This window comes from Bradyrhizobium genomosp. I (2014) (genome assembly GCF_000261685.1).
GTDB lineage: Bacteria > Pseudomonadota > Alphaproteobacteria > Rhizobiales > Xanthobacteraceae > Bradyrhizobium.
The window spans coordinates 26283-35748 of the sequence record NZ_AJQE01000306.1 but is presented as its reverse complement, the minus strand read 5'-3'; the positions used below and the strand labels follow the sequence as shown (position 1 = coordinate 35748).

Genomic DNA, 9466 nt, shown 5'->3' with positions numbered 1-9466 from the left:
TGCCCGGGACAAGCCCGGGCAGGACGATCTCTTCGAAACGATCGCTTGGTCGAAGGAGGGCGCGTCAGCGCGTGCGCGCCGTCGTCGTTGTCGCGAAAGCCGGCTGCGGCTGTCCAAACGGATCCAGCTGTTGCCGCAACTGCTGAGGCGGCGGACGCCGCACCATGCGGTGCGGCTTCTTCGCCTTTGCCTTGCGCTTCGTCGCCTTGTTGTCCGATGCGCTGCTGGCCGTCTTGTTATTCTCGGCCGTGGCCTTCGGCGGCGCGTTCGTCACGGCGGTCGTCGCCGGCTCGTTCAGCGTGGCCAGCTTCGCGGAGGCGACATCAAGTGCCGAGGAGGCGAGGGCGGCACTGGGATCGACAGGCGCCAGCTCGCTGGCGGCCGTGGCAGGCTTGGCCTCGGGGATCGCGGCCGTGGTGTCGGCCGGGGTGAGCGTGTCGGTGGGAGCTGGCGCTGCGACCTCCTCCACGGTGGCTTCGGGCTTGGCTGATTCGACGGCCGAGACGTCAGCTGGCGGCTCTGCGATCAGAGGCTGCGCGTCGGCCTCGATCGTCAGCGCGGCGATCTGTTCGGGCTCGCTCATGGGCAGTCCGATGGTGGGCACCTGGTCGCGCAGGGACGGCTCCGGCTCCGTGGTCACCTCCGGCTCGGTGCGCAACACCGCGAGCACCGGCTGGGCCGGCTCGGGAGCCTGCGCAAACACCTGTTCCTGCGGGCCGTTCCGCCAGGCGGGGTTGCTGACATACTGCTGGTGCGTCGCCCGCAGCAGCGCGGCGGCTCCGAGCCCGAACACCAGGATGGAGGTTGACAGCAGGATCGCGGCAAACAGGAAGCGAAAGCCGGGAAGCATCGAGGGATTGCGAATTTCCGCCCCGGCGGCGAGGTGGCCGGGGCCCAAGAGCCATCTGAACGCGGTGACGGTACTGATTGCCGCATTCGCCACGCGGGACCGGAGTTCAAAAGGTGGCGAATCAGGCTCATTCGACCATATCGCAACGCTCCCGCGTCGTTCCGTTAAAATCGCCGCCGGATACTGCGGCGATTGATGGTGCAATACGATTTCAGCCCCGTGATGCAGCGGGGCAACGGTCGTCTTGCGGATCACAAATCGGCAAGTCCGGCGCAAATAAGCCTGATATGTCTTGAATGTGCCGCTATCTTCGGTCATCTGGCCGTTAACGGTCCGATCGGGCTTGGGGACTATACAAGAGCGATGATGATCAAACATTTTCTGACGATATGCGCTGCCGCAACAGTCGCTGCGGCGGGAACCTCGCTCGCTCAGGCTCAGAGCTATCCGGTTCAGCAGGCGCCGGGCTATGGCGCCCCGGCCGAATATCGGCCCGGCGACCGCACGCCGAATTTCGACGCGGTGGACGACGACGACGACGCGATGCCGCAGGCCTCGCTGCCGCCGCCCGGCCCGGCCGACGATCCGCGCTACGGCCGCCCGACCGGCGCGCCTCCGGTCTATTCGGCAGCTCCGCCGCAGGGGCCGGTGATGTCGCCGGATGATCCGCGTTATGGCCGTCCGGCTGGCGCTCCGGCCTATTCGGCCGCTGCGCCGCAAGGTCCCGTGATGTCGCCCGACGATCCCCGCTACGGCCGGCCCGCCGGGCCGCCGCCGGTGATCTATGCCAATCGTCCGGGGCAGCAGACTCCCGCCAATGACGGCCTGCGTCCGCCCGAGGCCGTCGGTGGTCCCGCTGCGACCGGGACGGTCGAGGCCGCCCAGCCGCCCGTCGGCGCCGATGGCCGACCGATGACGATCGCCTCGCTGCCGCCCGAGGAGCAGCCCGACGCTGCGCCGGCGCAGCTGCCGCCGAACCTGCGCCGCCAGGAAGTCGCGTTCCAGACCAAGGAGCCGCCCGGCACGCTCGTGGTCGATACGCCCAACACCTACCTCTATTATGTGCTCGGCAATGGCCGTGCGATCCGCTACGGCGTCCGGGTCGGCCGCGATGGCTTCACCTGGACCGGTGTGCAGAAGATCACCCGCAAGGCCGAGTGGCCGGATTGGCATCCGCCGACCGAGATGATCGAGCGTCAGCCCTATCTGCCGCGCTTCATGGCCGGCGGCCCCGGCAATCCGCTCGGCGCCCGGGCGATGTATCTCGGTTCGACCGTCTACCGCATCCACGGCACCAACCAGCCCTCGACGATCGGCAAGTTCGTCTCCTCCGGTTGCATCGGCATGCTGAACGAGGACGTCTCCGACCTGTTCGATCGCGTCAAGGTGGGTACCCGCGTGGTGGTGCTGCCCGGCGGCCCGCCGCCGGGAACGGCGACGGCCTCTGCGGCTCCGGCGCAGAGCGCGGCGGGGCCGGCCCCGATCTCCGCTCAGGCTGGCCCCGTTCCCGGCACGCAGCCGACGGTCGTGCCGCCGCTGCCCGCGCCGGTGACCGTGCGCTAGGCGCTGCGAGAAGAGTGTGAATTGCAATGGGCGTGCCTTGGCACGCCCATTGTCGTTTGACGCTAGTGTCGTTTGAGGCCAGTGTCGTTTCAGGCCAGCTTCCGCGGCAACTCGCCGTCCCTGGTGAAGGCGTCGATCGCCTCGACCATCTGGCCGTAGTGGATGCGCAATCCGTCCGTGGTCGCGTAGCCGAGATGTGGCGTCAGCACGAGGTTGTCGAGCTTGCGGAAGGGGTGGTCGACCGGCAGCGGCTCGACCGAAAACACGTCCAGCCCGGCCCCCGCGATCTTCCGCTGCTGCAACGCCTCGAGCAGCGCCTGCTCGTCCACGATCGGCCCGCGCGCGGTGTTGACGAGAAAGGCGGTCGGCTTCATCCGCGCGAGATCGGCGCGGCCAACCAGTCCGCGCGAGCGATCGCTCAGCACCACGTGGATGGTGACGATATCGGCCTTGGCGAACAGCTCCTCCTTGGTGGCGTAGCTGGCGCCGGCCTCCTTGCACTTCTCCGGCGTGAGGTTCGGGCTCCAGGCGATCACGTTCATGCCGAACGCCTTCGCAATGCCCGCCATCTTGCTGCCGAGCTTGCCGAGCCCGACGATGCCGAGCGTCATGCCTTCGATCTCGACGCCGGCAAAGGTCTGCCAGGGCTCGCCCGCATGCATGCGCATATTCTCGCGGCCGATGCCGCGGGTCAGTTCAAGGATCAGGCCCATGGTCAGCGGTGCCGTGGGATCGCGCGAATATTGCGTCCCGCCGATGGCCACATGGCGCGCCTTCGCAGCCTCCATGTCGATGGAGGCGTTGCGCATGCCCGAGGTCAGCAGCAGCTTCAGCTTCGGCAGCTTTTCGAACAGGCTCCTGGGGAAAGCGGTGCGCTCGCGCATCGCGCAGACGATGTCGAAGTCCGCCAGTGCGCTCGCCGCGGCCTGCTCCGAGGCGAAGGGATGGCTGAACACGGTGACGTCGACCCGGTCGGACAGTTTCTGCCAGTCGGCGACGTCGAGTGCGAGGTTGAAATAGTCGTCGAGAATTGCACAGCGCAGCCGGCTCATCAGCGTTCATCCAGGGCCAGGGTTGATGGCGAGAGGTGACGGCGCAAGCGTGCGCCATCGTCGAAGCCTGGCCATGGTTGCGCGCAATCACGCCTGCGCGCAAGCAGCTGGCGTCTTCAAAAGTCCGATAGGGCGGAGGCGCTCAGAGATCGCGGGGCTTCAGGCGGAACGGCGCATCCATGCCATGCTTGGCGCGCCAGGCCGGGCCGGGGCCGCGCATGTAGTGCAGTTCGGGCCGGTAGGGATTGAAGACGGTGGCGAAGAAGCGCTTCCAGACACCCTTGACCTCCGGGACGACCCCGGAGACGCGGCCGACTTCTGCCGGAACAGGAAGAGTGTTGGTCTCGATCAGAGCCATGGTCGGCCTCGCTGTGCTCCCGTTCATTCTGGCGGGTGGCGCTGTTTCCGCGCGAAACCGAGCTTTGGCCTGATTTATTAAAAGATGGTTTCAATTGTCCGGATTGGCGCCCGGATGGTGTCCATCCCGTATTCATTCGTGGTGAACGGACGGAAAACGTTGCCCTTTGGGGACGGGGTCGTTACATCGGCGGCGAAGCAAATTTCCTCAAGTCGAAGGTGTCACGGGACCGATGGCGCGCCAGTTCATCTATTTCATGCAGGGCCTGACCAAGAGCTACCCGACCCGGAAGGTGCTCGATAACATCCACTTGAGCTTCTATCCCGACGCCAAGATCGGCGTGCTCGGCGTCAACGGCTCGGGCAAGTCGACGCTGCTCAAGATCATGGCCGGCCTGGACAAGGAATACACGGGCGAGGCCTGGGTCGCCGAGGGTGCCCGTGTCGGCTATCTCGAGCAGGAGCCGCAGCTCGATCCGAAGCTCTCGGTGCGCGAGAACGTCATGCAGGGCGTCGCCAAGCAGAAGGCGATCCTCGACCGCTACAACGAACTCGCGGTCAACTATTCGGACGAGACCGCCGACGAGATGACCAAGCTGCAGGACGAGATCGAGGCCCAGGGCTTGTGGGATCTCGACAGCAAGGTCGACCAGGCCATGGACGCGCTGCGCTGCCCGCCCGACGACGCTGACGTGACCAAGCTGTCCGGCGGCGAGCGCCGCCGCGTCGCGCTGTGCAAGCTGCTGCTCGACCAGCCCGAGTTGCTGCTGCTCGACGAGCCGACCAACCATCTCGACGCCGAATCCGTGTCCTGGCTGGAAGGCCATCTGCGCAACTATCCCGGCGCGATCCTGATCGTCACCCACGATCGCTACTTCCTCGACAACGTCACGGGCTGGATTCTCGAGCTCGATCGCGGCCGCGGCATCCCCTACGAGGGCAATTATTCGTCCTGGCTGGTGCAGAAGCAGAAGCGCCTGGAGCAGGAAGGACGCGAGGACGCCGCGCACCAGAAGACGCTGGCGCGCGAGCAGGAATGGGTCGCGTCCTCGCCCAAGGCGCGCCAGGCCAAGTCCAAGGCGCGCTACCAGCGCTATGAGGAACTGCTCAAGAAGGCGAGCGAGAAGCAGACCCAGACCGCGCAGATCATCATTCCGGTCGCGGAGCGCCTTGGCGCCAACGTCGTGGATTTCGATGGTCTCAGCAAAGGCTTCGGCGACCGTCTCCTGATCGACAACCTCACCTTCAAGCTGCCGCCCGGCGGCATCGTCGGCGTGATCGGTCCCAATGGCGCCGGCAAGACCACGCTGTTCAGGATGATCACCGGCCAGGAGAAGCCGGACGCGGGCACGATCACGGTCGGCGAGACCGTGCATCTCGGCTATGTCGACCAGTCGCGCGATGCGCTCGACGGCAAGAAGACCGTGTGGGAGGAAATCTCCGGCGGCAACGAGCTGATCCTGCTCGGCAAGAAGGAAGTGAACTCGCGCGGCTATTGCTCGGCGTTCAACTTCAAGGGCGCGGATCAGCAGAAGAAGGTCGGCGCGCTTTCCGGCGGTGAGCGCAACCGCGTTCATCTCGCCAAGATGCTGAAGTCCGGCGCCAACGTGCTGCTGCTCGACGAACCGACCAACGATCTCGACGTCGATACGCTGCGCGCGCTCGAAGAGGCGCTGGAGGACTTCGCCGGCTGCGCCGTCATCATCAGCCACGATCGCTGGTTCCTCGACCGCATCGCGACCCACATCCTCGCCTTCGAAGGCGACAGCCACGTCGAATGGTTCGAGGGCAACTTCCAGGACTACGAGAAGGACAAGATGCGCCGCCTCGGCCAGGACAGCATCATTCCGCACCGGGTGAAGTACAAGAAGCTGACGCGGTGACGGCGGCATGATACGGCGGGCGCTCATCGCTGCGGTGGTCGTGGTCACCTGCGGCTGGGCGCCCGCCCGCGCCGCGGACGCCGCCTTCACGCAGTTCATCGCCTCGCTCTGGCCGGAGGCGCAGGCCGCAGGCGTGTCGCGCGCGACGTTCGAGCGAGAGACGCGCGGGCTCCAGCCTGACTACAAGCTGCCCGACCTGATCCTGCCGGGACGGCCGGCGACCGGCGCGCCGTCGCAGGCCGAGTTCGTGCAGGTGCCGGCTGACTACGTCAAGGAAGCTTCGATCGCGCGGCTTGCCGGCGAGGGGCAGCGGCTGCTGCAGAAATATCGTCCGGCGCTGAGCGAGATCGAAAGGAAGTCCGGCGTGCCTGCGACCGTGATGCTCGCGATCTGGGGCCGCGAGACCGATTACGGCCGCTACACGCTGCCCTACGATCTCGTCCGCGTGCTGGCGACACAGGCCTATGTGGGACGCCGCAAGGACCAGTATCGCAACGAGTTCATTCTCTCGCTCAGGATTCTCGGCGAAGGCGTGGTGACGCGAAAGGACATGCGCTCGTCCTGGGCCGGCGCCACCGGGCTGACGCAGTTCCTGCCGTCGGAATATTACAAGCATGGCGTCGACTTCGACGGCGATGGCCGCATCGATATCTGGCACTCCGTGCCGGATGCGCTGGCCTCGGCCGCGCAGCAGCTCGTCAACAAGGGCTGGCAGAGCGGCGTGCGCTGGGCCTATGAGGTGCAGGCGCCGGCGAAGGTCGATTGCACCACGGGCGTACCGGAGGTGACGAAGCCGATCGGTCAATGGCTGCGCGAAGGCTTTGTGCCGGTGCGTGGCCAGAAACTCAGCGCGGCCGAGCAGGCGCAGCCGGCCTCGCTGCTCCAGCCGGAGGGCATCTACGGCCCGTCGTTCCTGACCACGAAGAATTACTTCGTCATCAAGGAATACAATTTCTCCGACCTCTACGTGCTGTTCGTCGGCCATCTCAGCGACCGCATGACGAACCCGCTGCCGTTCGCAACGCCCTGGTCGGCCTCCAAGCAATTGCGCACCCAGGACGTCGAGACGATGCAGCGCGGGCTCACGCGCGCCGGGCTCTACAAGGACAAGATCGACGGCAAGGCCGGCATGCAGACCCGTGCCGCGCTCGGCGCCTATCAGAAGTCGGCGGGCCTCAAGGTCGATTGCTGGCCGAGCGAAGAGGTGCTGCGCTCGATCCAGGCGGGGCGATAGCGCAGGACCAAAAGAAAAAGCCCGGCCGATGGTCTCGGCCGGGCTTCGATCGCGGCGCTTGCGAGCGCCGTGCGATCAGATCAGTAGCAGACGCGAACCGGGCGAACGACCCAGCCATAGCCGTCCCAATAACGCTGGCGCTGCCAGTAGCAGGGCGGGGGCGGCGGGCCGGGCTCGGCCACGTAAACGGGGCCACCATAGGCCGGACGGCTCGACGCGATGGCGCCGCCGACGATCGCGCCGCCGATCAGGCCGGCCGCGATGCCGGCGCCGATGCCGTCATGCGCCTTCGCGGACGGAGTCGCGGTCATCAGCGAACCGGCGACCGTCGCAACCGTAAGGGCAGCAACTAAAGTCTTCTTCATGCTCAGGGCTCTCCTGGGAGATGGGCTCCCCTTGTTAGAGGTGCCCAGGTTTCAAAGGTTCACGCACACTCTGCTGGAATTGGCCGTGCAGCTAGGAAGCGCGCAATTGGTCAATCCACGGTAAACGCACACGGAGCTGTGACGAGAAAAAGCGGTCTTTTTCAGGCTTCGAGATGAACGGCCCATCGTGTTGAACCGGCTTCGAGTGCCTCAGCCACAGACTCGAACGCGGCGGACGCGCCAAGCATAGCCGTCCCAGAAGCGCTGCTTCTGCCAGACGCAGCCGCCGTAATAGTCGTCGGCAACATAGCCGGGGCCCGGTGCGTAGTAGCGCGGCGGGTAGTAGCCGGGCTCATAGTAGCCATAGCCAGGTCCAGGTCCGTAGTAATACGGAGAAGCGAGCGCGCCACCGACAATCGCGCCGCCGATGATCCCGGCGGCCACGCCTGCGGCGACGCCGCGCTGGGCATGGGCGGGTGTTCCGGCCGTCAGAGCCAGGGTGGCGACGGCAGCAACCGCCAGGAGCGACTTCTTCATCGGCTTGACCTTTCGCACAATCACGCGGGAATTGTTTGGCGGGAGAGTTCCATACTTCGCTTGAATGATCAATGAACGGCACCTTCGCCCGGGACGACCAATCGATATGGGCCGCAGCTCCGCCGGGAGGCGACGATGGGCAACGCGATGGTCAATGCATTGATTGGTGCCGGGATCATCTTCGCGATCGGCTACGGCTGGATCACACACCTCCAGAATCGCGGACGGCGGCGCTCGCGCGCCGGGGCCGGTGGCGGTAGTGGCGGCGGCGACACCTACACGGGAACGGGCGACGGCTTCTCGTTAGGAAACTGGTTCTCCGGCGACAGTTCGGGGAGCTCGACCGACGGCGGCAGCTGTTCCAGCAGCGATGGTGGCAGCAGTGGCGGGGATTGCGGAGGTGGCGGCGATGGTGGAGGCGGTGGCGGCGACTAGCTCCACCGCAATCTTGATCCAGCGCAACACCTTGTTTTAGAGCCGTTCTAGCTTCCTCACGGGCCAGTTTGGAATAGCTTCAAATACCGGTTTTTCCCTTTGCATCCGGCCGGCTCGTTAAATATCGATGATGGCGCATCACCGAAGGGCCTGCCGCTTCCATGATCGTTTGTTCCTGTAACGTGCTGAGCGATGACGACATCCGCGCCGCCGTCGCCGAGTCCGACGATGCCGTGCGCCATGCCAAGCAGGTCTATGGATGTCTCGGCTGTAGTGCCGAATGCGGCCGCTGTGCCCGGACGATCAAGACCATCATCGACGAAGCGCTTGGCCCCTGCGCCCAGTCCTGCTGCGCCGGCTGTCCCCATGGCCACGCCGTCGCCGCCAATGACGAGATGGCCGAACCCGTCCAGTTTGCCCTCGCTGCCTGCTGAAGACTTCTGCACTGTTGCACTGTCGGCTTCGCTTTTCCCGGGCTGCGTCCCCGTAGCCGGTTGCTCCCGTGCGTAAACTCATTTAGAAGCGTTCTAAATTGGGTTTAGGGCCGATTTGGACTGCAAGAGCTGGAGTGAACCATGCAGGGCGACGCAAAAGTCATCGACTATCTCAACAAGGCGCTGCGTCACGAACTGACTGCGATCAATCAGTATTGGCTGCACTACCGTTTCCTCGACAATTGGGGCCTGCTGGACATGGCCAAGGTCTGGCGCAAGGAGTCGATCGAGGAGATGGAGCATGCCGACAAGCTCACCGCGCGCATCCTCTTCCTCGACGGCTTCCCGAACATGCAGGTGCTCGATCCCCTGCGCATCGGCCAGAACGTCAAGGAGATCATTGAATGCGATCTCGCCGCCGAGATGAGCGCGCGGGCGCTCTATCAGGAAGCAGCGACCTACTGCCACGGCGCCAAGGACTACGTCACGCGTGACCTGTTCGAGAAGCTGATGAGCGACGAGGAGCACCACATCGACTTCCTCGAAACCCAGCTCGACCTGATCGGCCGCATCGGCCTCGAACTCTACACCCAGAAGCACGTCGGCGGGCTCGAAGGCGAGGGGCATTGAGCTTCGGCTTTCGCCGCATGCTCCCATGTCGTCCCTGCGAACGCACTGCGAACGCAGGGACCCATAACCCCAGGGAGGAGTGTGGCGCGGGCCTGCCAACTCCGAGTCTTCGTCAAACTCGATTCT

The 9466-nt window shown here is 65.4% G+C and carries 11 protein-coding genes; 6 read left to right on the top strand and 5 right to left on the bottom strand.

Annotated elements, in window-relative coordinates:
- Positions 1-64 precede the first annotated feature (64 nt).
- On the bottom strand, positions 65-850 hold the full coding sequence (locus IC50_RS28460; RefSeq protein WP_193374163.1) for a hypothetical protein: 786 nt from the start codon (positions 848-850) through the stop codon (positions 65-67).
- A 366-nt stretch (positions 851-1216) separates the two neighbouring features.
- Between IC50_RS28460 and IC50_RS28455 the strand changes: the two genes are divergently transcribed.
- Positions 1217-2413, top strand: a complete 1197-nt coding sequence (locus IC50_RS28455; RefSeq protein ID WP_035712567.1) for a L,D-transpeptidase — start codon at positions 1217-1219, stop codon at positions 2411-2413.
- Between the two features lie 89 nt (positions 2414-2502).
- Here IC50_RS28455 and IC50_RS28450 read toward each other — a convergent pair whose 3' ends face one another.
- The gene (locus IC50_RS28450; RefSeq protein ID WP_035712551.1) at positions 2503-3465 is read right to left on the bottom strand and encodes a D-2-hydroxyacid dehydrogenase family protein; all 963 of its coding nucleotides are present in this window, start codon (positions 3463-3465) and stop codon (positions 2503-2505) included.
- Positions 3466-3607: 142 nt separating this feature from the next.
- Positions 3608-3823: a hypothetical protein gene (locus IC50_RS28445; protein ID WP_035712549.1), complete on the bottom strand. Its 216-nt coding sequence runs from the start codon at positions 3821-3823 to the stop codon at positions 3608-3610.
- Between the two features lie 232 nt (positions 3824-4055).
- Here IC50_RS28445 and ettA point away from each other — a divergent pair, with 232 nt between their 5' ends.
- A complete protein-coding gene (gene ettA, locus IC50_RS28440; RefSeq protein ID WP_035712546.1) occupies positions 4056-5705 on the top strand; it encodes an energy-dependent translational throttle protein EttA in 1650 nt (549 codons plus the stop codon).
- 7 nt (positions 5706-5712) lie between these two features.
- Positions 5713-6939 carry a lytic murein transglycosylase gene (locus IC50_RS28435; protein WP_035712544.1) on the top strand — a complete coding sequence of 409 codons (1227 nt, stop codon included), beginning with the start codon at positions 5713-5715 and terminating at the stop codon, positions 6937-6939.
- 80 nt (positions 6940-7019) lie between these two features.
- On the opposite strand, the gene IC50_RS28430 is transcribed toward IC50_RS28435, so the two are convergent.
- Together IC50_RS28430 and IC50_RS28425 are read right to left on the bottom strand one after the other, a co-directional pair.
- Positions 7020-7304: a hypothetical protein gene (locus tag IC50_RS28430; RefSeq protein WP_035712542.1), complete on the bottom strand. Its 285-nt coding sequence runs from the start codon at positions 7302-7304 to the stop codon at positions 7020-7022.
- Positions 7305-7514: 210 nt separating this feature from the next.
- Positions 7515-7841 carry a hypothetical protein gene (locus tag IC50_RS28425; protein WP_035712564.1) on the bottom strand — a complete coding sequence of 109 codons (327 nt, stop codon included), beginning with the start codon at positions 7839-7841 and terminating at the stop codon, positions 7515-7517.
- A 135-nt stretch (positions 7842-7976) separates the two neighbouring features.
- Here IC50_RS28425 and IC50_RS28420 point away from each other — a divergent pair, with 135 nt between their 5' ends.
- The 3 genes from IC50_RS28420 (at position 7977) to bfr (ending at position 9340) form a co-directional block, all read left to right on the top strand.
- Positions 7977-8276, top strand: a complete 300-nt coding sequence (locus IC50_RS28420; protein ID WP_035712540.1) for a hypothetical protein — start codon at positions 7977-7979, stop codon at positions 8274-8276.
- A 161-nt stretch (positions 8277-8437) separates the two neighbouring features.
- A complete protein-coding gene (locus tag IC50_RS28415; protein ID WP_035712538.1) occupies positions 8438-8710 on the top strand; it encodes a (2Fe-2S)-binding protein in 273 nt (90 codons plus the stop codon).
- Positions 8711-8851: 141 nt separating this feature from the next.
- A complete protein-coding gene (gene bfr / locus IC50_RS28410; protein WP_024339472.1) occupies positions 8852-9340 on the top strand; it encodes a bacterioferritin in 489 nt (162 codons plus the stop codon).
- The last annotated feature ends 126 nt before the right edge of the window (positions 9341-9466 follow it).

Excerpts from the sequence above, each read along its gene's own strand:
- IC50_RS28460 (WP_193374163.1), bottom strand. The coding sequence starts at position 850 with ATGCTTCCCGGCTTTCGCTTCCTGTTTGCCGCGATCCTGCTGTCAACC.
- IC50_RS28455 (WP_035712567.1), top strand. The coding sequence starts at position 1,217 with ATGATCAAACATTTTCTGACGATATGCGCTGCCGCAACAGTCGCTGCG.
- IC50_RS28450 (WP_035712551.1), bottom strand. The coding sequence starts at position 3,465 with ATGAGCCGGCTGCGCTGTGCAATTCTCGACGACTATTTCAACCTCGCA.
- IC50_RS28445 (WP_035712549.1), bottom strand. The coding sequence starts at position 3,823 with ATGGCTCTGATCGAGACCAACACTCTTCCTGTTCCGGCAGAAGTCGGC.
- ettA (WP_035712546.1), top strand. The coding sequence starts at position 4,056 with ATGGCGCGCCAGTTCATCTATTTCATGCAGGGCCTGACCAAGAGCTAC.
- IC50_RS28435 (WP_035712544.1), top strand. The coding sequence starts at position 5,713 with ATGATACGGCGGGCGCTCATCGCTGCGGTGGTCGTGGTCACCTGCGGC.
- IC50_RS28430 (WP_035712542.1), bottom strand. The coding sequence starts at position 7,304 with ATGAAGAAGACTTTAGTTGCTGCCCTTACGGTTGCGACGGTCGCCGGT.
- IC50_RS28425 (WP_035712564.1), bottom strand. The coding sequence starts at position 7,841 with ATGAAGAAGTCGCTCCTGGCGGTTGCTGCCGTCGCCACCCTGGCTCTG.
- IC50_RS28420 (WP_035712540.1), top strand. The coding sequence starts at position 7,977 with ATGGGCAACGCGATGGTCAATGCATTGATTGGTGCCGGGATCATCTTC.
- IC50_RS28415 (WP_035712538.1), top strand. The coding sequence starts at position 8,438 with ATGATCGTTTGTTCCTGTAACGTGCTGAGCGATGACGACATCCGCGCC.
- bfr (WP_024339472.1), top strand. The coding sequence starts at position 8,852 with ATGCAGGGCGACGCAAAAGTCATCGACTATCTCAACAAGGCGCTGCGT.